At 75.5% G+C, this 21,831-nt stretch carries 18 protein-coding genes; 5 read left to right on the top strand and 13 right to left on the bottom strand.

The window, feature by feature from the left end; all coding sequences use genetic code 11:
• Positions 1–13: 13 nt before the first annotated feature.
• From B8281_RS05190 to B8281_RS05180, 3 genes are all read right to left on the bottom strand, one after another.
• The gene (locus B8281_RS05190) at positions 14–1,291 is read right to left on the bottom strand and encodes an inorganic phosphate transporter (protein WP_081600229.1); all 1,278 of its coding nucleotides are present in this window, start codon (positions 1,289–1,291) and stop codon (positions 14–16) included.
• Positions 1,292–1,491: 200 nt separating this feature from the next.
• Positions 1,492–3,186 carry a hypothetical protein gene (locus tag B8281_RS05185; protein ID WP_085387119.1) on the bottom strand — a complete coding sequence of 565 codons (1,695 nt, stop codon included), beginning with the start codon at positions 3,184–3,186 and terminating at the stop codon, positions 1,492–1,494.
• 99 nt (positions 3,187–3,285) lie between these two features.
• Positions 3,286–4,134 carry an NUDIX domain-containing protein gene (locus B8281_RS05180; protein WP_085387118.1) on the bottom strand — a complete coding sequence of 283 codons (849 nt, stop codon included), beginning with the start codon at positions 4,132–4,134 and terminating at the stop codon, positions 3,286–3,288.
• Positions 4,135–4,231: 97 nt separating this feature from the next.
• Here B8281_RS05180 and B8281_RS05175 point away from each other — a divergent pair, with 97 nt between their 5' ends.
• The 4 genes from B8281_RS05175 to B8281_RS05165 all read left to right on the top strand — a co-directional run bounded on the left by B8281_RS05175 (position 4,232) and on the right by B8281_RS05165 (position 7,031).
• Entirely contained in the window at positions 4,232–5,275 is a 1,044-nt protein-coding gene (locus B8281_RS05175; protein ID WP_043658139.1) for an SPFH domain-containing protein, read from the top strand.
• Positions 5,276–5,277: 2 nt separating this feature from the next.
• The gene (locus B8281_RS19730) at positions 5,278–5,541 is read left to right on the top strand and encodes a hypothetical protein (RefSeq protein WP_228485121.1); all 264 of its coding nucleotides are present in this window, start codon (positions 5,278–5,280) and stop codon (positions 5,539–5,541) included.
• Positions 5,532–6,200 (top strand): hypothetical protein, encoded by a 669-nt coding sequence (locus B8281_RS05170; RefSeq protein ID WP_232322681.1) that lies wholly within the window; start codon positions 5,532–5,534, stop codon positions 6,198–6,200. Before B8281_RS19730 ends, B8281_RS05170 begins: the two co-directional genes overlap by 10 nt.
• A 186-nt stretch (positions 6,201–6,386) precedes the next feature.
• Positions 6,387–7,031 carry a zinc ribbon domain-containing protein gene (locus B8281_RS05165; RefSeq protein WP_198163151.1) on the top strand — a complete coding sequence of 215 codons (645 nt, stop codon included), beginning with the start codon at positions 6,387–6,389 and terminating at the stop codon, positions 7,029–7,031.
• A gap of 81 nt (positions 7,032–7,112) precedes the next feature.
• Here the strand turns inward: B8281_RS05165 and B8281_RS05160 are convergent, their stop codons facing one another.
• From B8281_RS05160 to B8281_RS05120, 9 genes are all read right to left on the bottom strand, one after another.
• Positions 7,113–8,075 (bottom strand): hypothetical protein, encoded by a 963-nt coding sequence (locus B8281_RS05160; RefSeq protein ID WP_085387117.1) that lies wholly within the window; start codon positions 8,073–8,075, stop codon positions 7,113–7,115.
• A 39-nt stretch (positions 8,076–8,114) separates the two neighbouring features.
• On the bottom strand, positions 8,115–10,499 hold the full coding sequence (locus B8281_RS05155; protein ID WP_085387116.1) for a S9 family peptidase: 2,385 nt from the start codon (positions 10,497–10,499) through the stop codon (positions 8,115–8,117).
• Positions 10,500–10,554: 55 nt separating this feature from the next.
• A complete protein-coding gene (locus tag B8281_RS05150; RefSeq protein WP_085387115.1) occupies positions 10,555–12,279 on the bottom strand; it encodes a PQQ-binding-like beta-propeller repeat protein in 1,725 nt (574 codons plus the stop codon).
• A 21-nt stretch (positions 12,280–12,300) separates the two neighbouring features.
• Positions 12,301–14,187, bottom strand: a complete 1,887-nt coding sequence (locus B8281_RS05145) for a PQQ-binding-like beta-propeller repeat protein (protein WP_085387114.1) — start codon at positions 14,185–14,187, stop codon at positions 12,301–12,303.
• Between the two features lie 149 nt (positions 14,188–14,336).
• Complete coding sequence (locus B8281_RS05140; RefSeq protein ID WP_021483127.1) at positions 14,337–15,056, bottom strand: ABC transporter ATP-binding protein; 720 nt, start codon at positions 15,054–15,056, stop codon at positions 14,337–14,339.
• Entirely contained in the window at positions 15,043–16,107 is a 1,065-nt protein-coding gene (locus B8281_RS05135; protein WP_021483128.1) for an ABC transporter ATP-binding protein, read from the bottom strand. Before B8281_RS05135 ends, B8281_RS05140 begins: the two co-directional genes overlap by 14 nt.
• Positions 16,104–17,498 (bottom strand): branched-chain amino acid ABC transporter permease, encoded by a 1,395-nt coding sequence (locus B8281_RS05130; protein WP_232322680.1) that lies wholly within the window; start codon positions 17,496–17,498, stop codon positions 16,104–16,106. The genes B8281_RS05135 and B8281_RS05130 overlap by 4 nt, the downstream gene beginning before the upstream one ends.
• Positions 17,495–18,553: a branched-chain amino acid ABC transporter permease gene (locus tag B8281_RS05125; protein ID WP_043657230.1), complete on the bottom strand. Its 1,059-nt coding sequence runs from the start codon at positions 18,551–18,553 to the stop codon at positions 17,495–17,497. The genes B8281_RS05130 and B8281_RS05125 overlap by 4 nt, the downstream gene beginning before the upstream one ends.
• A 114-nt stretch (positions 18,554–18,667) precedes the next feature.
• A complete protein-coding gene (locus B8281_RS05120; RefSeq protein WP_043657227.1) occupies positions 18,668–19,921 on the bottom strand; it encodes a branched-chain amino acid ABC transporter substrate-binding protein in 1,254 nt (417 codons plus the stop codon).
• Between the two features lie 652 nt (positions 19,922–20,573).
• Here B8281_RS05120 and B8281_RS05115 point away from each other — a divergent pair.
• Positions 20,574–20,777 (top strand): cold-shock protein, encoded by a 204-nt coding sequence (locus B8281_RS05115; RefSeq protein WP_009861351.1) that lies wholly within the window; start codon positions 20,574–20,576, stop codon positions 20,775–20,777.
• A gap of 106 nt (positions 20,778–20,883) precedes the next feature.
• Here B8281_RS05115 and B8281_RS05110 read toward each other — a convergent pair whose 3' ends face one another.
• Positions 20,884–21,630 carry a hypothetical protein gene (locus tag B8281_RS05110; protein ID WP_085387112.1) on the bottom strand — a complete coding sequence of 249 codons (747 nt, stop codon included), beginning with the start codon at positions 21,628–21,630 and terminating at the stop codon, positions 20,884–20,886.
• Positions 21,631–21,831: the final 201 nt, after the last annotated feature.

Genomic DNA, 21,831 nt, shown 5'->3' with positions numbered 1-21,831 from the left:
TCCGGGCTGCCGGTCAGACGCCCGCGCGCTGGCGCGAGGCGGGCGTGGTCGGGGTGGTCGGCGCCGGGGCGGGCGCGGCATCGGTGAACGGGTCGGCGACGTCGAGACGACGCTCGAGCGCGGCCTCGCGCGCCTCGACGACCTCGGACTCGAGCCCGGCGTCCACCGCGCCCTCCTCCCAGGCGTCGTTGACGTTCGTGTGGTCGACGGGCTTGCGGCGCGAGGCGATCCAGATGGCCAGCGAGGAGCCGACGAGGATCGCGAACACGACGACCGTCCCGGCGGTGCCCCCGATGCCGTGCTGGATGCCGTAGCAGGCCGCGCCGACGAGACCGGCGGCCGGGAGCGTGAGGCCCCACGCGGCGAGCATGCGGCCCGCGACGCCCCAGCGGACCTTCGCGCCGGGCATCCCGACGCCCGAGCCGAGGATCGAACCGGTGGCGACGTGCGTCGTCGAGAGCGAGTAGCCGAAGAGGCCCGACATGAGGATGACCGCGGCGGACGACGTCTCGGCCGCCATGCCCTGGCGGGTGTCGATCTCGACGAGGCCCTTGCCGAGCGTGCGGATGATCCGCCAGCCGCCCAGGTAGGTGCCGAGGGCCATGAAGAACGCGCAGGACAGGATGACCCAGAACGGCACGCTCGAGTCGGCCGGGACGGCGCCCGCCGCGATGAGCGCGAGCAGGATGATGCCCATCGACTTCTGCGCGTCGTTGGTGCCGTGCGCGAGCGAGACGAGCGACGCGGAGCCGACCTGGCCCCAGCGGAACGCCCGCGTGGAGACGTCCTCGGGGACGTCGCGCGTGAGGCGGGCCACGGCCCACGTGCCGACGCTCGCGACGCCGACCGCGATGAGCGGGGCGAGCAGCGCGGGGATGAGCACCTTGGCGGCGACGCCGCTCCAGATGACGCCCTGCGTGCCGACTGCCGCGAGCACGGAGCCCACGACGCCGCCGATGAGGGCGTGCGACGAGCTCGACGGGATGCCGAGCAACCAGGTCAGGAGGTTCCAGGTGATGCCGCCCACGAGTCCCGCGAGGACGACCTCGAGGGTGATGACGTCGGCGTCGACCAGACCCTTCGCGATGGTCGCCGCGACGGCCAGGGAGAGGAACGCCCCGACCATGTTGAGGACGGCGGAGAGGGCGACGGCGGTCTTGGGCTTGAGGGCCTTGGTGGCGATGGACGTGGCCATCGCGTTGCCCGTGTCGTGGAAGCCGTTGGTGAAGTCGAAGGCCAGTGCGGTCACGACGACGAGCACCAGCAGGAGCGTCTCGGTCACGTCGTCCATGGTGCGGTCACGACCGCCGCGCGCTCGACCATCCTGTGGATTCTTCCGCCACTGTTCACCGACAGTTCATCCGGCGTTCGAAGCCCTCGTTCGAACGCCGGAGGGGCCCGTCCGCTCCCGGGCCGGACGGCCCGGGAGCGGGGGCGGACGGCCCCTGGCGCGGCCGCATCGGGCGGGCCCGGCGCGGCCGTCCGCCCGCGTCAGGCCGGGGTTCGGGCGGCGAGCTCGGCGAGGGTGTCGTCGAGGTCCGCGACGACGGTCGCGACGGCCTCGCGCTGGGTCCGCGCGCGCTCCGCGGACGCGGCCACGGCGGTGCGCGCCTCGGCGAGGTCGGCGTCGAACCGGTCCGCGCGGGCCTGCGCCTCGGCGCGCTGGTCGCGTGCCCGCCGCTCCCCCGCGAACCACTGCCACGCGGCGAGGCCGGCCGCGACGACGGCCACCGTGAACCACGCCGGCGAGGCGGCGAGGCCGAGCACGACGCCGAGCGCCGCGACCGCGGCGGTCCCGCCGACGGCGCCCCACGACACGCCGTCCACCGGTTGCGCGAGGAGCTCCGCGCGGGCCGTCGCGGCCGGTGCGGCGCCGTCCTCGGTCGGCGTGACCGTCACGGTGCGACCCCCGAGGCGCAGCTCGCGCGACGGGGCGGGCGCCGCCGCGAGCTCCGCGGCCCGCGCGTGGGTCGCGGCCCGCAGCTCCTCGGCGACGAGCGGGCCCGCGAGCGCCGCACGCCCGGGGTCGGTCCCGCGGGCGTCCTCGACGAGCAGGTCGACGAGCGTCCCCGCCGGGGCGTCCCACCCGGGCCCGTCCTCGCGGGGCGCTCGCCCCACGCGCTCGTCGAGCAGCGCCGCCCGGTCCAGGAGCTCGCGCTCCACGGGCGCCCCCTCGTCCACGAGCGACGCGACGACGTGGAGCAGCGCCGCGCCGGGCGCCTCGGGGGTCCCGGCCGGGAGGGGTCCGGGGTCCGGCGCGGGCACCGCGACCTCCCCCGCCACGAGCGCGCGCGACCACGCCGTCCACGACCGCAGGAGCGGGAGCGCGTCGGGGGCGGCGGCCCGACGGCGCGCCCCCGCCACGTCCCCCGCGGCCTCGGGGCTGCCCCAGGCCGCGCCGTCGGCGGGCGGCTCGGGCAGCGACGGCGCCGCCTCCAGGAGCCGGGCCCGCCAGCGGGCGCGCGCGTCGTCGTCGAGCAGCGCGACCCGCTCCGCGAGCGCGCGACGCACGACCTCGACCCCGTCACCGCCGAGGTGACCGGCCGCCGCCGCGACCCACAGCGCGCGCTCGGCCCCGGTGACGCCCACCTCGTCCGGCCCCTCGCCCGCGCCCGGCGACGGCTCGGGGGCGCCGTCGGCGCTCCCCCAGCCCGCGGCGGGCAGGACGGGCGCGTCGAGCACCCCCGGCACCCACTCGCGCGCGAGTCCCGGCTGCCCGACGAGCGCGCACACCGCGACGAGGTACGTCGCGGCACGACGGCGGTCGCGCAGCAGGGCCTCCTCGGCGGCCTCCCGGTCGAGCCGCCCGGCGGGGAGCTCGGCGACCGCGAGCGCGGCGGGCACGAGCCAGTAGCCGAGCACGTCCACGAGGTCCGGGGAGCGCCGCAGGTGCGACACGTCGCCCTCCCCCGTGACGACGGCGCTCGTGAGGGCGCGCGCCGCGTCGCGGGCGCGGCGCGCGGGCGTGAAGAGCGCGAGCTCCTCGCGGACCTCGCCGAGCTCGATGAGCGCGTTGACGAGGCGGGTCAGCACCTCGACGCGGCTCGACAGGTCGCCCTCGAGCGACCGCAGGCGGCGGTGGAGCGACGCCTCGCGGGACCGCGCCATCGCGGCCTGGGCGGCGAGCTCGTCGGACAGGGCCCGCATGTTGCCCTGGTCGCTGCGCCAGGAGCTGTACGTCGACATGCGCGCGAGCGTACTCAGCGGGGCGGCGCTGTCGAGGGGGAGAACTCCCCCGGCGTGGGCCGTCGGCGCGGGACACCGATGCCGGGCCGGGCCGCGCGGTCAGCGGCGCGGGCGCATGAGGGGCGGGTCGAGCACCGCGGGCACGCTCGCCGGGGCGTCGTCCGGGTCGGGTGCGACGGTCTCGGCCGCGGCGGCGTCGGTCGCGGCGGCGTCGGCCGCGGCGGCGTCGGGTCCGGCGCCCGGTTGCGGGCCCGGCGCCGGGCGCGCCGCCCGGTAGAGCGCCGCGGGCCGCCCGGTCCCGCCCGACGTCGTGCGGCCCGTGTCCTCGAGGAAGCCCGCGGTCGTCGTGGCCTTGCGGGAGAAGTTCCGCGGGTCCAGCCGCACGCCCCAGACGGCCTCGTAGACGCGCCGCAGGTCGGCGACGGTGAACTCGGGCGGGCAGAACGCCGTCGCGAGCGCGGAGTACTCGAGCTTGGCGCGGGCCCGCTCGACGCCGTCGGCGAGGATCCGCGCGTGGTCGAACGCGAGGCCGGTCCCCGGCCCGTCCCCGAGCAGGGGCTCGACGGGGTGCCAGGCCGCTCCCCCGGCGTCGGACCCGGCGTGCACGACGCCGAACTCGGGCGCGAGCAGGAGGTACGCGACCGAGAGGACCGGGCCGCGCGGGTCGCGGTCGAGCGGGCCGTAGGTACGGAGCTGCTCCAGGTGCCCGGGCGGCCGGACGCCCGTCTCCTCGGCGAGCTCGCGGCGCGCCGCGCGGGCGAGCCGCTCGCCCGGCAGCACGAACCCGCCGGGGAGCGCGAGCGCGCCGCGGTACGGCTCGACGCCGCGCTCGACGAGGAGCACGTGCAGCGCGTCGTCGCGCACGGTGAGCGCGACGACGTCGACCGTGACGGGCAGCAGGGCCGCGCCGGGCGGGACGTCGGGGGCCGGTGCGGCGGGTGCGGTCATGGGCCCATCGTCGCACATTAGCGTCAGGTTGACGAGAACCTCCGCAGCGGCCTACGCTCGTTATCGTCAGGTTGACGAAAACAGATCGGAGACGACCATGGCCACCATCCGCACCTACCCGTGGACGCGGCACTTCCTCGGGAGCCCCACCGGGCACGTCGTGCACCTGCGCCGCGGGCGGGTTGCCCACGAGGGCGTCGGTCAGGCGTTCTGGTTCCGGCCCACGACGTCGGTCCTCTCCGAGGTCCCCGTCGACGACCAGGAGCTCCCCGTCTTCTTCCACGCCGTGACCGCCGACCACCAGGACGTCACCGTGCAGGCCGGCGTGACGTACCGGTTCGCCGACCCGGTGACCGTCTCGCAGCGCCTCGACTTCGCGGTCGACCCCGGCAGCGGCGAGACGAGCACCGCGGGGCGCGACCAGGTGACGAGCATCGTCGGGCGCCTCGCGCAGAGCCGGGCCACCGACGCGCTCGCCGCGATGCCCCTCGCCGACGCCCTGACGACCGGCGTGCCGCGCGTGCGCGACGTCCTCACCGAGGCGCTGACCACCGACCCGCGCCTCACCACGACGGGCATCGTCGTCATCGGCGTCCAGGTGCTCGCCGTCCGGCCGGAGAAGGACGTCGAGCGCGCGCTCCAGACGCCCGCGCGCGAGCACGTGCAGGCCGAGGCCGACCGCGCGACCTACGAGCGCCGGGCCCTCGCCGTCGAGCGCGAGCGGGCGATCGCGGAGAACGAGCTCGCGAGCAGGATCGAGCTCGCGACCCGGCGCGAGCGCCTCGTGGCCCAGGAGGGCGCGAACGCGAGGCGCGAGGCCGAGGAGAAGGCGGCCGCCGCCCTCGTCGACGCCCGCGCGACCGCCGAGCGCGCCCAGCTCGCGACCGACGCGAAGGCGGAGCAGGTGCGGGTCGTCGGCGCGGCCGAGGCCGCCGCCGAGCAGGCCCGCATGGACGTGTACGCGAGCGCCGGGCAGGGCACGCTCCTCGCGCTCGCGCTGCGCGAGGCCGCCGGGTCGCTGCCGGACGTGCAGAACCTCACCATCACGCCCGACCTGCTCACCGGGGTGCTGTCGACCCTGGCGCGCGGGCTCGGCCCCGACGGCGGGTCGCCCGCCACGGCGACCGGGAAGGCGGCCTGACGATGCTCCGACGACGCGCCGTCGTCGTGCACCGGCGGACCGAGCTCGACGACCTGCTGGACCGGCACGGGACGCGCGGCCAGGCGGAGTTCTTCCTCCGGTCGCGCGGCCGGTCGCTGGCCGAGGTGCAGGCGCGGCACGACGCCCTCGCGGCCGCGCGCGACGCCGTCGTGGCCGCCCTGCCCCGGGCTGGGCGCGCGCCGACGTCGAGCGGGCGGACCTGTCGCGGTTCCTCGTCGCGCCCGAGGACGTGGTGGTGGTCGTAGGGCAGGACGGCCTCGTCGCGAACGTCGCGAAGTACCTGCACGGCCAGCCGGTCCTCGGCGTCGACCCGGAGCCCGGCGTGAACGCGGGCGTGCTCGTGCGGCACCCGGTCGCGGCGGCGACGGCCCTCCTGCGCGGGCTCGGGGCCGACACCGAGGCGCCGGGCGGCGCGCCCGACCGGGTGGCGCTCCTGCCCGTCGACGCGCTCACCATGGTCCGCGCCGACCTCGACGACGGCCAGCACCTCACCGCGCTCAACGAGGTGTTCGTCGGTCACCCCAGCCACCAGAGCGCGCGCTACACGCTGCGCTGCGGCGCAGGTGAGGAGCGGCAGTCGTCGTCGGGCGTGCTCGTCGCGACGGGCACGGGCGCGACCGGCTGGTGGGCGTCGCTCGCGCACGACCGCGGCGGACGGCGGGCCCCGGGGCGCACCGAGCACCGGCTCGGCTGGTTCGTCCGCGAGGCGTGGCCGTCGCCCGCGACGGGCGTCTCGCTCACCGAGGGCGTCGTCGAGGAGGGGGCCGACGTCGCGCTCACCGTCGCCTCGGACCGGCTCGTCGTGTTCGGCGACGGCGTGGAGGACGACCGCCTCGTCGCCTCGTGGGGCCAGACCGTGACGGTCCGCACCGCCGACGCCCCGCTCCGCCTCGTCCGCCCCTGATCCCCCGCCCGCCGCCCGCTCGGCGTTCGGCGGCCAGCGGTCGGACCGATTTCACCCGGGTGATCCGTCAGGACGGCGAGGGTCGGTGGGTAGCATCGCAGCGGTCACGGGATCCCCATGACTCCCCCCTCCCGCGGGCCTGGCCTGCGGGGACGCCGACCCCACGAGCCCACCGAGGTCCCCGCCATGAGCACGCCCATCGCCTTCACCGACAACGTCCGCGACCTGTCGAACGCCGGGGGCTACCAGTTCGAGTTCCGGTGCGAGCGCTGCGGCAACGGCTACCGCTCCGCCTACCGGACGGACGTCGTCGCGAAGGGCAGCAGCCTCGTCCAGGCGGCGGGCCGGTTCTTCGGGGGCAAGGTCGCCGACCTCTCCTACGCGGCGGGGTCGTGGGCCGCGGACCGCCAGACCAACTCGTCGGCGAAGGACAAGGCGCTCGACGCCGCCGTCGGCGAGGTGCGCGACGCGTTCCGCCAGTGCCACGGGTGCGGCGACTGGATGTGCCACGAGGTCTGCTGGAACGACGCCGTGGGGCAGTGCGTGCGCTGCTCGCCCAAGCAGGTGGAAGAGCTCGCCCAGCTCCAGGCCGAGGCCCGCCGGAACCAGGTCCAGGAGCAGCTCCGCACGACCGACCTCGTCGGCGGCGCGGACCTGCGGACGGCCGCCGTCACGCGGTGCCCGGCGTGCGGCGCGAAGGTCGACGGCGGCAAGTTCTGCCCCGAGTGCGGCGAGCGCCTGGCGCAGGTGGCCGCGTGCCGCGAGTGCGGCACCCAGAACGCCGCGGCCGCGCGCTACTGCGCGGAGTGCGGCAGCCCGCAGTCCGTCTGACCCCCCGCCGCCGAGCATGCGGTCGCAGCCCGTCCCCGACGCCGGACGGGCAACGACCCCATGCTCGGCGGCCTCGCGAGGTCAGTCTCCTCGTGGGGGGTCGTTCTGGTGCTGCTCGCGTTCGCGGCGGGCGCGGAGCACCGCCTCGCGGCGCTCGCCGATCGCGTCGCTCGTCAGGCTCGTGAGGCGGTCCTGCTCGGCGCGGGCCGCGGCGCGCTCCGCCTCCACGCGCTCCCGGTGCTCGGCCGACTGCGGGCGCGACCGGACGACGCGCGGGCCGTCGCGCATCACGTACCCGTCGGCGTGGCGCTCGAGCCACCGCTCGCGCCGCGCCGCGCGCACGCGCTCGCGGTGGAACCGCCAGACCCACCGGCGCCGCAGGGCCACCTCGGACCACGCGGCGAACGGGACCGCGGCCACGACGAGCACGACCCGCCAGCCGGGCGGCAGCGCCGTCGATGCCCCCGCGCTCGCGAGCACCCACGCGACGCCGGCCGGCACCGCGGCCCCGGCCTCGCGGCGGTCGGGGTGCCAGCCGCAGACGGCGAAGCGCACGAGGGTGTCCGTGAGCCGCGAGCGCCGCTGCGGCTGAAGGGGCACGGGGAGCGGCCCGGGCACGGGCGGCCCGAGCATCGTGCCCGGCGCGACCCGGCTCGTGAACGACAGCCGGTCGTCCCGGGACGACGCCCGCAGCGCCCGCCCGGCGTGCACGAACGCCAGCGCGGCGAGCGGCCAGACGGCGCACGACAAGTACCACGCGACCGGGCCGGCGAGCGCCACGGCGACCGGCGCGACGACCGCGAGCCGCCCGAGCTCGGCACCGGGCGACGCGACGAGCTCGGCCCAGGGCTCCTGGTCCGCCGGCGGCGCGAGCACCCCGTACGCCGCGGGCGCGAGGTACAGGCCCAGGAGGGCGATCCCGACGGCCGTCCCCACGAGCCCGACGGCGAGGTACCCGACCGGGCGCAGGAGCAGCACGGCCCTCCCGGGCGGCGTCGCGTCGCGGGCCGTCCGCGGGTCGGGCGTCACGGTCTCGTCGGTCATCGCTCCCCCTCCGTCTGCGGCCTCACGCCCGCGGGCACGTCACCGGTCGGCCAGCCCGAGCACGTCGAGCACCCACGCGTCCTCGTACGCGACCTCGCGCCAGCCCTCGTAGCGGCCCGAGACCCCGCCGTGCCCGGCGTGCATCTCGATCTTCAGCAGCGCGGGCGCCCCCGCGGCGCGCAGGCGCGCGACCCACTTCGCGGGCTCGACGTACAGCACGCGCGTGTCGTGGAACGACGTCACGGCGAGGATCCGCGGGTAGTGCGACGCGTCGTCGGGCACGTTCTCGTACGGCGTGTACGTGCGCATGTACCGGTAGACGTCGGGGTCGTGCAGCGGGTCGCCCCACTCGTCCCACTCGACGACCGTGAGCGGGAGCGACGGGTCGAGGATCGAGGTGAGCGCGTCGACGAACGGCACCTGCGCGAGCACGCCCGCGAAGAGCTCGGGCGCGAGGTTCGTCACCGCGCCCATGAGCAGGCCGCCCGCCGAGCCGCCCTGCGCGACGAGCCGCTCGGGGCTCGTCCAGCCGGCGTCGACGAGGTGCCGCGCGACCGCGACGAAGTCCGTGAACGTGGTGCGCTTGGCGAGCGTCTTGCCCTCGTCGTACCAGCGGCGCCCCATCTCGCCCCCGCCGCGCACGTGCGCGACGGCGAACACGACCCCGCGGTCGAGCAGCGACAGGCGCGAGATGGAGAACCCCGGGTCGATGCTGATCTCGTACGACCCGTAGCCGTACAGCAGGAGCGGCGCCGGCTCGGCACCCGTGCCCGTCGCGTCCAGCCCGACGGCGTCGCGCCGCCACACGAGCGACACCGGCACCTGCGTGCCGTCCTCGGCCGTGGCCCACTCGCGGCGCTGCACGTAGTCCGCGGCGTCGTAGCCGCCGAGCACGGGCTGCTGCTTGAGGAGCGTGAGCTCGTCGGTCTCGACCCGCAGGTCGTACACGGTCGACGGCGTGACGAAGCTCGTGTAGCTCAGCCGGACGTTCGGCTGGTCCCACTCGGGGTTCGCACCGAGCGCGGCGGTGTACAGCGGCTCGTCGAACGCGACCTCGTGCACGTGCCAGAGGTCGGTCGCGGGCCCCGGTGTGTCTCCTGTGCGGATCGGGGTGGGCAGGCCCGCGGGCCGCGGCGGCTCGGGGCTCGCGAGGTCGATCACGCCGACCCGCGACAGCGCGTCCCGCCGGTAGGAGACGACGAGGTGCCCGGCGAACGCGTCCACGGCCTCGAGCCGGGTCGCGGGGTCGTGCGGCACGACGACGGTCGCGTCGCCCGGCCCGGCCGAGACGTCGGCGGCACCGGTGACGACGAGCTCGAAGTTCTCAGCGCCGTCGTTGTGCAGGACGAGCAGGACGTCGCGCCCTTCCCCCGCGCTCCGCTCCCCCAACCCGCCGAGCACGGGGTCGGCGACCGGATTCTCGTCAGGACGGTCGCCGACCGCGTGCTCGGCGGTCGGGAACCACGTGCTCGGCAGGACGGCGTGCTCGACCGTGTACTCGACGCCCTCGCGACGCGGCCAGACCACTCGCGCCTCGCCCGTCGGGTCGTCGGCGTCGATCAGCCACGTCTCGGACGTGATCTTCGAGCCCACGTCGATCTGCACGAACCGCTGCGAGCGCGAGACGCCCACCCCGACCCAGAACCGCTCGTCGGGCTCCTCGAAGACGACGACGTCCTGCGTCGCGGGCGTGCCCACCTCGTGGCGCCACACGCGCCAGGGCCGCCACGCGTCGTCGACCGTCGGGTAGAACACGTACCGCCCGTCCGGGGAGAAGACGGCGCCGGGGAACGTGCCCGGGACCTCGTCCACGAGGTCGGTGCCCGACTCCAGGTCGCGGATCCGCAGCGTGTAGCGCTCGTCGCCCACGACGTCGACCGCGTACGCGAGCCGCGTCCCGTCGGCCGAGACGTCGAACGACCCGAGCGAGAAGAACTCGTGGCCCTCGGCCTCGACGTTGTCGTCGAGGAGCACCTGCTCGCCCGGCACGGGCACGCCCGGCTCCAGCACGGGCGGCACCCAGGCCGACGGCGCGTCGCTGCCGAGGCTCGCGTCGATCGGGGCGCGGGCCCGGATCGGGTACTGCGACCCCTCGACCGTGCGCGCGTAGTACCAGTGCGCGCCCTGGCGCACCGGGACGGACAGGTCCGTCTCGAGCGTGCGGGCCTTGATCTCCTCGAAGATCCGCTCGCGCAGCGGCTCGAGGTGCGCGAGGCGCGCCTCGGTGTACGCGTTCTCGGCCTCGAGGTGCGCGACGACCTCGGGCGACTCCTTGTCCCGCAGCCACTCGTAGTCGTCGTCGACCGTCTCGCCGTGGTGCGTCCGCGGCGACGGGCGGCGGGGCGCGACGGGCGCCTGCGGCGCCTCGGCCACCTCGGGCTCGGGAGGAGACGGCATGGCGGGCTGGGTGCGGTCGTCGGGCATCTCGCCAGGGTAGTGCCGCGGCCCGGCGGCACCAGCGCACCGGCGTCCGGGAGCATCAGCCGAGGAGGGCGACCGACCGCCCGTCCCAGCGCAGGAGCCGGCCCTGCGCCGGGAGGAGCCCGCCCCAGCCGCCGTCGAGGTCCTCGGACCACAGGACCGCGCCCGACGACAGCTCGAGCGCGACGACGCGCGAGCTCGCCCCCGTCGCGGGGTCGAGCAGCACGAGGAACGCGCACCGCCCGTCGGTGAACGCCTGCGTCACCACGGCGCCGTGACCGCGCTCGCCCGCGAGGTCGTCCACGAACCGCGACCACGTCTGCTCGCCCGACAGCGCGTCCAGACCCAGGACCGTGCTGGCCGTCCCGACGACGGCCGTGCCCTCCGCGACGACGTACACGGCCTCGGGCACGCGCGCGCCGTCGAACGTCCACAGGCGCGCGCCCTGCTCGTCGTAGGCGCGCAGGGCGATGACGTCGCGCACGAGGAGGACGCCCGGAGCGGGGTCGTCGGTCGCCTGGGGGTCGAGCACCTCGCCGGGCACGTCGAGGAGCGGCGTCCCGTCCGGGTCGAGCACGCGGTCGGCGCGCAGGGCGCCGTCCGACCCCTGCCGGTCCGCGTCCAGGAGGAGCCGCCCGCCCGCGAGCGGGACGACGCCGTCGGTCGGGACGTCCGGGTCGTCGAGCCGCTCGCCGTCCGGCAGGAACGCGGCCGCGACGCCGCAGCCGCCCACGTCGACCAGCGTCTCCGTCGCGACGACCAGCAGCCGCTCCGGGTCGACCTCCTCGCCGCCGGTCTCGGCGTCCCACGACGTGCACGACCACGGGACGTCCTGGAACGGCAGCTCGTGCCGCCAGCGCACCGCCCCCGTCGCGGCGTCCTCGACCGTCACGACGACGTCCCGCCCCGCGACGCCGTCGACGGACTCGCCCGCGCCGGGGTCGACGGCGACCGGCGCGCCGCGCGGCTCGCCCGGCTCGCCCACGCGCTCGGCGCGCACGAGGCCGCCGTCCGGGCCGGGGACGAGCAGCGCCCCCGCGATCTCCGCCTGCCGCTGCCCCACGACCCGCCCGCCGCCGTCGATCACCGTGACGGTCGCGGTGCCAGCGCCCGGCCGGGGCGGCGGGCTGACGTCGTACCAGGACGGCGTGACCCCCGACCCGGCGACGCACACCACCGTGCGCGACGGCACCCCCGACCGCTCCCACGGGCTCCACGACCCGCACACGGCCTCGTCGCCGCCGACCGGCACGCGCCACGCCTCGGCGCCGCTGTCGAGGTCGAGCGCGATCGCCTCGTCGCCGTCCACGGTGACGAGGAGGCCGGGGAGGAAGGCCGTCCCGCGGTCCGCGGCGGCGGGAGCGCGCCAGCGCTCGGTCGGGGCCGCGTCGAGCACGCGGACCGCGCCGCGCGCCGTCTCCAGCCGCTCCTGCGCGTCCCGGCCGGTCACGGCGTCGACGACGAGCATCCCGCCGACGACGAGCACGACCACGCCCGTCGCGACCGCGGCGGCCACGACCCGACGGCGGCGGCCGGGCGCGCGCGGCGGCGCCCCTGGCGGTCCGGGCGGAGCCCCGGGCGGGAGCGCCCCCGGGCCCGACGCCTCGGGCGCCGACGCTCCGGGAGGCGGTGGGAAGGCCGTGCCGCGCGGCACGGCGCGCGGGCCGGCGAGCAGCACCGGGTGCGGCGCGTCGAGGAGGTCGAGGTCGTCGTCGACCCCGGCCGTGTCGACGAGCTCGAACGTCCGGCGGTCGTCACCGCCGTCTCCCCGTCGGAGCGGCACCCCCTCAGCGTAGGCCGGTCGTCAACCGAGCCGGACGACCTCCGACGGCCCGACCCGCAGGAGCCGGCCCTGGAGAGGGACGGGCCAGGAACCGTCGTCCGACCCGCCCTCGGCGGACCACGCGACGTGACCGTCGGCGAGGTCGACCGCGAGGAGGTCCGTCCGCCCGTCGTCCTGGTAGGCGAGCAGGATCGCGCGCCGCCCGTCCGTGTAGGCGGTGTCCATCCAGCTGACGCTCCCGCCGGCCGCGGCCTCGACCGTCTCGCGGTCGAGGGACCAGCGTTCGCGCCCCGTGGCCGCGTCGAGCCCGTCCAGGGCGCCGTCGCCGTAGCCCGAGGAGACGACCACCGTGTCGCTCGCGGCGACGAGCACGGAATCGGCGCCGCCGGACTTCTCCGCACCGCGCCACAGCTCGCGCCCCGTGCTGTCGAACGCGACGAGGTCCAGCCCGTCCCGGGCGAGGAGCGGCGCGTCCGAGCCGTCGGTCGCGCGCGGCACGAGGACCGGGCCGGGCGGCTCCCAGCGCACGGCTCCGTCCGCCCCGAGGATCGCGTGCCTCGCATCGCCCGGATCGCCCGGTGGCGTGAAGCCCCAGCCGTTCCCGTTGCCTCTCGGGTCGCGGTAGTACGTGCCGTCGGCGAGCGCCACGACACCGTCCAGCGGGTCGCCGACCTCGTCGAGGCGTTCGCCGTCGGGCGTGAACCAGGCCGTGACGCCGCAGCCGTCGACACGGACGAGGTGCGTCTCCGTCAGCGCCCAGAGGCTCTCGAGCCGCGCGCGGATCGTCTCCGTGCCGCCGGTCTCGGACCACTCGACGCACTGCCCGGCCCCCGCGACGAACGGCACCTCCGCCTCCCACCGGGCGTCCCCCGTGAGCGCGTCCTCGACGCGGACGACGGCGGGGCGCCCCGGGGGAAGGTCGACCGGCTCCCCGGTGGCCACGTCCTGCTCGACGACCGCGCCGTCGCCCGCCGGCACCTCGCCGACGCGCTCGGCCCGGAGGATCGTGCCGCCGGGCCCGGGTGCGGGCGTGCCGCCGTCGGACGTCGTGTCGCGGCGCCCGAGCACCTCGCCGTCCGCGGCGAGCACCGTGACCGCCCAGTCCGACGCGAGGACGCGGCCGGTCGCGGGATCGAACTGCAGGTCGGTCTCGCCGCCGAGGCCGACGGCGTCCGACACCGGCGCCACGCAGGCGAGCGTCGAGGCTGGCTCGCCGAAGGGCAGCGACCAGAAGAACAGTCCCCCGCAGGACGCGTACGCGCCGACGTCGACGCGCCAGCGCTCCCCCCCGTCGTCGAGCGAGCGGGCGACGGCGGTCCCGTCCTCGACCGTCACGACCGCCCCGGGCAGGAGCGCGAGCCCGCTGGAGACCTCGACGTCGGCCGTCCAGCGCTCGACGGGCGCGTCGGGCAGCGGCTCCAGGCCGCCGGGCGCGGCCCGCAGCCGCTCCACGTCGGCACGGCCCTGCCACGCGTCGACCGCGAGCATGCCGCCGAGCACGAGCGCAACCCCCGCCGCGACCCCCGCGACGACCGCCGCAAGCCGTCCCCGCCGGGGCGGTCCACCCTCGGCCGGTCCACCCTCGGCCGGGTCGCTCTCCGCCGGGTCGCTCTCCGCCGGGTCGCGCTCTGCCGGGTCGTTCTCGGCCGGGTCGTCGTCGACCGACGCACGCCCGGGCGGGCCGTCGGGTCCCGCGGGACCGTCCGTCGCCCCGAGGGCGGCACGGACGCCCGCCGTCGCGCCCGGCGTCCAGGTCGTGCCCCCCGTCGCGCCGGACGGCACGCCGCGCGGCCCGCCCGGCGAGGCCAGGCCCGGGCCGCCGAGGGCGTCGTCGTCCGCGTCGACGTCGTCGGACTCGACCAGCTCGAAGGTCAGTCGGTCCCGGGCGTCACGTCGTCGGAGCGGCACGCGGCCAGCCTAGGGCAGCGCGCCCGGCGGCGGACCCGCCCCCGGCCGGGCCCGCCCCTGGGCGCGCCTAACCAGGCCGGACCGCCCCCGGCCGCGCCCGACCCGGGCGGACCCGCCCGGAGGCGCGTCCGGCCGGGACGGCGTGCCCGTCACGCGACGCCGAGGTACGCCTCCTTGATGCTCGAGTCCGCGAGCAGCTCGCGCCCGCCGCCGCTGCGCACGACCTCACCCGTCTCGAGCACGTACGCGCGGTGCGAGCGCGACAGCGCCTGCTGCGCGTTCTGCTCGACGAGCAGCACCGTCGTCCCCTGCGCGTTGATCTCCGACACGATGCGGAAGATCTGCTGGATGACCATGGGCGCGAGCCCCATCGACGGCTCGTCGAGGAGCAGCAGCCGCGGCCGGGCCATGAGCGCGCGCCCGATCGCGAGCATCTGCTGCTCGCCGCCCGACATGGTGCCGCCCACCTGCTCCTTGCGCTCCGCGAGCCGGGGGAAGAGGTCGAAGACGCGCTCGACCGTCTCGTCGTGCTCGGCCTTCGACGCGAACGTGCGCGCGTACGCGCCCATCTCCAGGTTCTCGACGACCGTCATCCCGGGGAAGATGCCGCGGCCCTCGGGCGCCTGCACGATGCCCTCGAGCACGCGCAGGTGCGCCTTCATCTTCGTGATGTCCTTGCCGTCGAAGAGCACCTTGCCGCGCGCCACCGGGCGGATGCCCGAGATGGCGCGCATCGTCGTGGTCTTCCCGGCGCCGTTGGCCCCGATGAGGGTGACGAGCTCGCCCTCCTCGACGGTGATCGAGATGCCGCGCACGGCCTCGATGCGCCCGTAGGCGACCGTCATGTCCTGCAGCTCAAGCAGGGGCATGGCCGCTGCCTCCTTCGGTGGTGGGGGCCGCGGGCCCGACGCCGTCCGGGCCGGCCAGCTCCTCGTCGGGCACGCCGAGGTACGCCGCGACGACCTTGGGGTCGTTCGTGACCTCGTCCGGCGTGCCGTCCGCGATGACGCGCCCGAACTCGAGCACGACGATCCGGTCGGTCACCCCGCGCACGAGGCGCATGTCGTGCTCGATGAGCAGCACGGTGTACCCGTCGTCGCGGATGTGGCGGATGAGGTCCATGAGGGACTCCTTCTCCGCCGGGTTGAAGCCGGCCGCCGGCTCGTCGAGGCACAGCAGCTTCGGCTCGGTCGCCAGCGCCCGCGCGATCTCGAGCCGACGCTGGTCGCCGTACGAGAGGTTGCGCGCCTTCTCCGTCGCCCGCCCGCCGACGCCCACGAACTCGAGCAGCGCGAGCGCCCGGTCGATCGCGTCCCGCTCCTCGCGCCGGTGCCGCGGCGTGCGCAGCAGCGCGCCGGGGACCGACGTGCGGTGCCGCGCGTCCGACCCGACGACGACGTTCTCCAGCGCCGTCATCTCGTTGAACAGGCGGATGTTCTGGAACGTGCGGGCGATGCCGCGCTGCGTGATCCGGTAGCGCTTGAGCTTGCCCACCGGGGAGCCGTCGAAGACGACCTGCCCCTGGGTGGGCCGGTAGACGCCCGTCATCGCGTTGAACGCGGTCGTCTTGCCCGCGCCGTTCGGGCCGATGAGCCCGAGGATCTCGCCGCGCCGGATGTCGAACGTCACGTCGTCGAGCGCGACGAGGCCGCCGAACTGGACCGTGACGTTCTGCATCTGGAGCAGCGGCTCGCCGACGCGCGCGTGGACCGTGCGGTCGGGCGCGACCATCGCGTCGACGAGCTCGGGGTTGGCGAGCTCGGGGCGCACGTCTGCGACGTCGACGACCGCCGGCTCCTCGAGGACGGCTCCGGGCATGTACAGGTCGGCACGCGAGGAGTCGGCGCGGCCCGACGACGCGAGGTGCTCGTCGCCGTGCTCGCCGCCCGCGCCGATGCCGCCGGGGTCGTGGGTGCTCATCGGGTCTCCTCCCCGGTCGTGGTGCCGTCTGCGCCGGTCCCGGTCGTCGTGCCCGTCGCGCGCGACGCGCGGGAGCCGCCCGACGCCGTGGCGACCGCCGGGGAGCCCGGGCGGGCGCCGTCGTCGGACCCGCCCCGCGTGACGGCCTGCGCCGCGCGTCGCGCGGCGACGTAGAGCTCGCGCCCGTAGGCGAGGAGCTTCTGCCGGACGGGGAGGAGCCCTTGCGGACGGAAGATCATGAGCACGACCAGCGCGATCCCGAAGAACAGGTACCGGTAGCTCGCGATCTCGTTGCCGTTGATCGGGATGCCGAACAGCTCCGTGCGGCCGAGGAAGAAGTTCGGCAGGTACACGATGATGAACGCGCCGAGGATCACCCCGAGCTTGTTCCCCTGGCCGCCGAGCACGACGGCGCACAGGAAGAGCACGGAGTTGATGACGTTGAAGTTCGTCGGGATGACGAACTGGACCTGCCCGGCGTAGAGCGCGCCCGCGACACCGCCGATCGACGCACCGATGACGAACGCCCACAGCTTGAAGCGGAACGTGGGGACGCCCATGATCTCGGCCGCGTCCTCGTCCTCGCGGATCGCGACCCAGGCGCGCCCGACGCGCGAGCGCTCCAGGTTCCCCACGAGCAGCAGCGAGATGACGATGAACACGAGGCTCAGCCAGTACCACCACACGCCCGAGTTGAGCGTGCCCGCGGCGTTCCCCGCGGAGAAGACGCCGTTGGGCAGCTCCTCCGTGACGCCCACCCGGGGGTAGGCGACGCCGCGCAGGCCCTGGCCGCCGCCCGTCAGCTCGTCGAGGTTGTCTGCGAGGAGGCGGACGATCTCGCCGAAGCCGAGCGTGACGATGGCGAGGTAGTCGCCGCGCAGGCGCAGCGTCGGCGAGCCGAGGATCAGCCCGGACAACGACGTGATCGCGACCGCGATCGGCAGCGCCGCGAGCCACGCCCAGTCCTTCGACAGCCACTCGTCGGTCTGGTTCCACGGGCTGTCGGGGCTCGTGAGGATCGCGACCGTGTACGCGCCGATGGCGTAGAAGCCGACGTAGCCGAGGTCGAGCAGGCCGGCCTGGCCCACCACGACGTTGAGGCCGATGGCGATGAGCGCGATCATGCCGAACTGCGCCATCACCCCGCCGAAGTTGGTGCCCACCGTGGTGAGCACCGGGATGTTGAGGATCGGCACGAGCGCCAGGAAGATCAGGAACGGGACGCCGATCGCCCACTGCGTGGGCCGGGCCTGGGCGTCCCACCACAGGCGCAGCCGGTCGCCGACGCCGCTGTGCGGCCGGTCCTTCGTCGCGACGCGGCCGGCGGGCGGCATCGCGGTGGGGCGACCGCCGTCGGGCGCGGGGCCGGGTGCAGGTGTCGAGGTGCTCATGCGCGGGCCCTCCCCAGCGACTCCCCGAGGATGCCCGTCGGGCGGAACATCAGGACGATGATGAGGAGCGCGAACGCGACCACGTCGCGCCACTCCGTGCCGAACACGACCTGGCCGTAGTTCTCCATGACGCCGAGCAGCAGGCCACCGAGCAGCGCGCCGCGCAGGTTGCCGATGCCGCCGAGCACCGCGGCGCAGAACGCCTTGATGCCGAGGATGAAGCCGCCGGAGTAGATGATCCCGTTCGGCACGCGCAGCGTGTAGAGCAGCGCGGCCGCACCGGCGAGGATGCCGCCGATGAGGAACGTCAGCATGATGACGCGCTCGCGCGAGACGCCCATGAGGGTCGCGGTCACCGGGTCCTGCGCGACGGCGCGGATGCCGCGGCCGAACTTCGTCCGGTTGATGAACATGTCCGTCGCGAGCGCGAGGACCAGCGCCGACAGGATGATGACGAGCGTGATGTTCGTGACCGGCGCGCCGCCGATCGTGAACTGCACCTCGGGCTGGACGAGCCGGATCGGCTGCTGCGCGTTGACGCCGCCGAGCGTGCCGCCCGTGAGCTTCGGCAGCACGAAGTGCACGAACTCCTGGATGATGAACGACATCCCGATCGCGGTGATGAGGAAGACGAGCGCCGGTGCGCCGCGCCGTCGCAGCGGCCGGTACGCCACGCGTTCCAGCCCGACGGCGGCACCGCCCGCGACGAGCATCCCGCCGAGCATCGCGATGCCGAGGTAGAGCACCGTCAGGGCGATGCCCTTGTCGTACGCGTTCCCGCTCGGGTAGAAGCCGAGCAGCATGAGCGTCGCGTACTGCCCGAACATGCCGAGCATGAAGACCTCGGAGTGGGCGAAGTTGATGAGCCGCAGCACGCCGTAGACGAGCGTGTAGCCGACGGCGACGAGCGCGTAGATCGCGCCGTAGGTGAGGCCTTCGATGGTGAGGCCCCAGAAGTTCCGGGCGAGGCCCGCGATGTTGAAGTCGATGAGGGACTGGTGGACGAGGGGGCCGGCGGTCGCGCTGTGCATCAGCGCGTCAGCAAGAGCGGGCATGACGCTCCCTGGTTCGTTCTCTGGGGTACGAGGTCGTGGTCCACGACGGGCGCCCCGCCGACCGGTCCCCGCGCGGGGCGGGGACGTCGGGGCGGGGCGCCCGTCGTCGTCGGACTACTGGACCTCGTAGATCCAGATGAGCGCCGAGGCGAGCTCGCCCGTGTCGTCCCACTCGTAGGCGCGGGCCAGGCCCTCACCGGAGTAGTTCGCCACGTAGTCGATCAGGCCCGCACGGTCGGTCACGCCCGAGGCGATGCCCGTGAGCATGATCGTCGCGAGGTCGTAGCCCTCGACCGAGTACACGCCCGGCGCCTGGCCGTTCGTCTCCTCGTAGGTGGCCGCGAAGTCCTCCGGGGCCGGGCCGCACGGGCAGGAGAGGATCGCGCCCTTCGACGCGGCACCCGCCTGCGAGACGAACTGCGGGTCGTTCGTGCCGTCCGCCGAGACGAACGGGATGTCGACGCCGCCGTCGCGCAGGCCCTGCACGAACGGCGCGGCCTCCGCGTAGTAGCCGGCGTAGAAGACGGCGTCCGCGTCGGCGCCGGAGATGATCTGGACGGCGGCCGAGAAGTCCTTGTCGCCGGTCTTCACCTCGGCGGCGCAGTCCTCGTTCGCGGCGTCGCCCAGGCCCTCGGTGATCTGCTGGGCGAGGCCGATGCCGTAGTCCGAGTTGTCGGAGACGACGCAGACGCTGCCGAAGTCCTTCGTGTTGACGAGGTACTTCGCGACCGACGGGCCCTGGACGGCGTCGTTGGCGAGACCGCGGAAGAAGTTCGTCCAGCCGTTCGTCGTGAGGTCGGGGTTGGTCGCCGACGCCGTGAGCGACAGCAGGCCCGCCTGGTTGAACACGTCGCCCGTGGCGGCCGTCTCGCCCGAGAACGCGGGGCCGAGCAGACCGAGCACGCTCGCGTCGCCGACGATCTGCGGCGCGACCTGGGTCGCCTTCTGCGGGTCGCCCTCGGTGTCGAACGGCTTGAGCGTGACCTGGCAGCCCGGGTTCGCCTCGTTGAACGCGTCCACGGCGACCTGGGCGCCGTACTGGATGTTGAGGCCGAGCGCGGCGTTCGGGCCCGTCAGAGCTCCGGCGACCGCGATCGAGGTGCCCTCGGCGCACTCGGCGCTGCCGTCACCGGCGGGGTCCGCCGGGTTGCCGGCCGCGGTGGCCTCGACCTCGGCGCCGTCGATGTCGATCTGGACCGACGGGACGATGCTCAGGTCGGCCGAGCCGCCGCCGTCGTCGGTCTCGGTCGACGTCCCGGTCGTCTCGTCGCCGCCGCCCTGGGACTGGGGACCGCAGGCGGTGAGGACGAGGGTGGCCGCGAGGAGCAGGGCGGCACCCCCGCTCGCCCGTCGTGCTGTGCGATGCATGCCAACCTCCGTGGTCCTGATCCCCGCGGAGGCAGCCAAGCCGCCTCTCTCCGCGGTCGATCGCTGAATTCAACACTGAATTGCGTGCTGAATAGTGACACAGGTCACCCGGGGACGAAACCTCCCCGCGGTCGCGCCGTCCGGAGCCCTCCGCGGCATCTCGGAGGGCTCCGGACCCACGAATCCGCGGGAGGGGGCGCCTCCGCGTTCCTGGGTGACGCGAACGTAGGCGGATCGGGTTTCGTGGGACGCAGGGAGTTGTTACCGACTCGTAACGCAAGGGTCTCGTTTCGTTCCGTGAACGGTACGAACGTCCCGTTCTGAGCCCTCGACGCGCTCCCCGGCGACGCTCTCCGGGCACCTCACGGGGAGCGCCCGGGGACCTTCCGGGCGCCTCCCCGCGCGCTCCCGGCACCCGCCACCGCGGACGCCGCGGGGGTCGGCACAACAGCTCGCGGCAACCCATGGCCAAGAGGGGGCCTACCATGTACGGTTGTCTCCGAGATTGCAGTGCCTCGCTTGTCCTCGCGTCGACGTGACCGCCACCCGGCGGGTGCCCGGCGGACCTTGTTACCCAAGAGTTGACGACGAACACCGTGATGTACTCCCCTGCGCCCGCGGGGGGTGTTTCCACACTCTTGAAGGAGTAACAATGGCTACCGGAACCGTGAAGTGGTTCAACAGCGAGAAGGGCTACGGCTTCATCGCCCCCGAGGACGGCTCGGCCGACGTGTTCGCGCACTACTCCGCGATCCAGTCGCAGGGCTTCCGCACGCTGGAGGAGAACCAGCGCGTCGAGTTCGACGTGACGCAGGGCCCGAAGGGCCCGCAGGCGGAGAACATCCGCCCCGTCTGACCCGATCTCCTCGGTAGCGGCTCGCCGCACCGATCGATCGTTCCTCGAGTGCCCCCGACCCTCCGGTCGGGGGCACTCGTGCGTTCCGGGCAGCGAGGCGGGGGCCTCAGAACTCGCCGAAGCCGCCGAAGTCGTCGAAGCCGCCGCCGTCGAAGCCGCCGTCGGTACCGCCCGCGGGGTCCCCGCCCGACGCCTCGACGGCGCCGCCGTCAGCGCCACCCTCGGCGGCGCCCGGGTCTTCGCCGGCGCCCGGGTCCTCGCCGGCGGCCGCGTCCTCGGCCACGGGCTGGCTCGGGTCGGCGAACGCGGGCCCGAACAGGGCGTTCGCGACGGCGGACCCGATGACGACGCCCGCGATCGTGCCCAGCAGGCTGGACCCGACCATCGCGCCGAACCCGGGGCCCGTCTGGCCCCGGCCCGCGAACGTGCGCTCCAGCGTCCCGGGCTGCCGCATCTCGGCCCGCGTCGCCATGCGTGCGAGGTCCTGCGGGGCGTCCGACGTCGCCCGCTCGCCCGCCGGGACCTGCTCACCGAGCTCGGCGAGCACCTGCCGGCGCTGCTCCGGCGTGAGCCGCGCGAAGGCCTCGGCGTGCGCCTGCTCGACGGCGTCCGGCGGGGCGGTGCGCAGCAGGTAGCGGTAGCGGTCGATCGCCACCTGGTCCGGCGTACGCTGCCCGGCCGCGGGCCGAGCGTCCTGCGGGGCGCTGCCGTACGCGGGCTGCTGGGCCGGGTACTGCGTCGGGTAGGGGTTCGCGGGCTGCGTCGGGGGCTGGGCGCCGTAGGGGCCCGTGTGCTGCGGCGCGCCGCCGTCGTCTCGCGGCTCGCGGCCGAGGAGCCGGTCCAGGAATCCCATGGGTCGTCCTCCGGGGGTGGGGGCGCCGAGCGGTGCGCTCGCGCCGGGGTCGTGGCCGGGTACGGCTCACTCCCCGACCAACGACGCGCACCGGCCCGTGGTTCCGGCGGGTGCTTCCGGTGCGGACGGTTCCGGCCGGAGGCTCCGGCGGGTGCTTCCGGTGTGCACGGTTCCGGCCGGATGCTCCGGCGAGGGCTTCCG

The organism is Cellulosimicrobium sp. TH-20 (genome assembly GCF_002105775.1).
Taxonomy (GTDB): Bacteria; Actinomycetota; Actinomycetes; order Actinomycetales; family Cellulomonadaceae; genus Cellulosimicrobium; species Cellulosimicrobium funkei.
This window is presented reverse-complemented; position numbering and strand designations above follow the sequence as displayed.

What these genes read in the sequence shown, in the direction of transcription:
- B8281_RS05190 (WP_081600229.1), bottom strand. Translation starts at nt 1,291, where the DNA reads ATGGACGACGTGACCGAGACGCTCCTGCTGGTGCTCGTCGTCGTGACC.
- B8281_RS05185 (WP_085387119.1), bottom strand. Translation starts at nt 3,186, where the DNA reads ATGTCGACGTACAGCTCCTGGCGCAGCGACCAGGGCAACATGCGGGCC.
- B8281_RS05180 (WP_085387118.1), bottom strand. Translation starts at nt 4,134, where the DNA reads ATGACCGCACCCGCCGCACCGGCCCCCGACGTCCCGCCCGGCGCGGCC.
- B8281_RS05175 (WP_043658139.1), top strand. Translation starts at nt 4,232, where the DNA reads ATGGCCACCATCCGCACCTACCCGTGGACGCGGCACTTCCTCGGGAGC.
- B8281_RS19730 (WP_228485121.1), top strand. Translation starts at nt 5,278, where the DNA reads ATGCTCCGACGACGCGCCGTCGTCGTGCACCGGCGGACCGAGCTCGAC.
- B8281_RS05165 (WP_198163151.1), top strand. Translation starts at nt 6,387, where the DNA reads ATGAGCACGCCCATCGCCTTCACCGACAACGTCCGCGACCTGTCGAAC.
- B8281_RS05160 (WP_085387117.1), bottom strand. Translation starts at nt 8,075, where the DNA reads ATGACCGACGAGACCGTGACGCCCGACCCGCGGACGGCCCGCGACGCG.
- B8281_RS05155 (WP_085387116.1), bottom strand. Translation starts at nt 10,499, where the DNA reads ATGCCCGACGACCGCACCCAGCCCGCCATGCCGTCTCCTCCCGAGCCC.
- B8281_RS05140 (WP_021483127.1), bottom strand. Translation starts at nt 15,056, where the DNA reads ATGCCCCTGCTTGAGCTGCAGGACATGACGGTCGCCTACGGGCGCATC.
- B8281_RS05135 (WP_021483128.1), bottom strand. Translation starts at nt 16,107, where the DNA reads ATGAGCACCCACGACCCCGGCGGCATCGGCGCGGGCGGCGAGCACGGC.
- B8281_RS05130 (WP_232322680.1), bottom strand. Translation starts at nt 17,498, where the DNA reads ATGAGCACCTCGACACCTGCACCCGGCCCCGCGCCCGACGGCGGTCGC.
- B8281_RS05125 (WP_043657230.1), bottom strand. Translation starts at nt 18,553, where the DNA reads ATGCCCGCTCTTGCTGACGCGCTGATGCACAGCGCGACCGCCGGCCCC.
- B8281_RS05120 (WP_043657227.1), bottom strand. Translation starts at nt 19,921, where the DNA reads ATGCATCGCACAGCACGACGGGCGAGCGGGGGTGCCGCCCTGCTCCTC.
- B8281_RS05115 (WP_009861351.1), top strand. Translation starts at nt 20,574, where the DNA reads ATGGCTACCGGAACCGTGAAGTGGTTCAACAGCGAGAAGGGCTACGGC.
- B8281_RS05110 (WP_085387112.1), bottom strand. Translation starts at nt 21,630, where the DNA reads ATGGGATTCCTGGACCGGCTCCTCGGCCGCGAGCCGCGAGACGACGGC.